The 817-nt window shown below is 61.9% G+C and carries 1 protein-coding gene; it reads right to left on the bottom strand.

Annotated elements, in window-relative coordinates; genetic code table 11:
• On the bottom strand, positions 1-713 hold a 713-nt coding region (locus GQ57_RS44220), incomplete at its 3' end, for a hypothetical protein (RefSeq protein ID WP_268810914.1).
• Positions 714-817 lie beyond the last annotated feature (104 nt).

Below are 817 nucleotides of genomic sequence, written 5' to 3'. Positions count from 1 at the left end.
AACAGCACGGTGTCGTCGTTGTCCACCTCGACGTCAACCGGCCTGTCGTCGGCTACTAGCTCGGTTTCTTCACTGTCGACGTCGACTTCGACGGGCATCAGCTCGCTGTCGACGGGTCTGAGCTCGACGGACAGCACGGTGTCGTCGCTGTCGACTTCGACGTCGACCGGCTTGTCGTCGACCAGTAGCTCGATCACGTCGCTGTCCACATCGACCTCGACGGGCATCAGTTCGCTGTCGACGGGTCTGTCGTCCGCGAACAGCTCGATCACCTCGCTGTCCACGTCAACTTCGACGGGCATCAACTCGTTGTCGACGGGCCTGAGCTCGGCGGATAGTACGGTGTCGTCGCTGTCAACCTCGGCCTCGACGGGCTTGTCATCGGCGAATAGCTCGATCACGTCGCTGTCGACGTCAACTTCGACAGGCATCAACTCGTTGTCGACCGGCCTGAGTTCGGCGGACAGCGCGGTGTCGTCGCTGTCGACTTCGACGTCGACCGGTCTGTCGTCTGCGGACAGCTCAATTTCTTCACTGTCGACGTCGACCTCGACGGGCATCAACTCGTTGTCAACGGGCCTGAGCTCGACGGACAGCACGGTGTCGTCGTTGTCGACATCGACGTCGACCGGCTTGTCGTCCGCGAAAAGCTCGATCACCTCGCTGTCCACCGGCCTGAGCACGACGAACAGCTCGGTGACGTCGCTGTCCACGTCGACCTCGACCGCGATCAACGCCGCGAAGACGCACTACTACAGCGTCAACGACGGCGGCACGCAGCAGGCGAACTACAACAACGACGGCGCAACCGGCATCA

The sequence above is a fragment of the Burkholderia sp. MSh2 genome (assembly GCF_000731655.1).
In the GTDB taxonomy this organism is placed as follows: domain Bacteria; phylum Pseudomonadota; class Gammaproteobacteria; order Burkholderiales; family Burkholderiaceae; genus Burkholderia; species Burkholderia paludis.
This window is presented reverse-complemented; position numbering and strand designations above follow the sequence as displayed.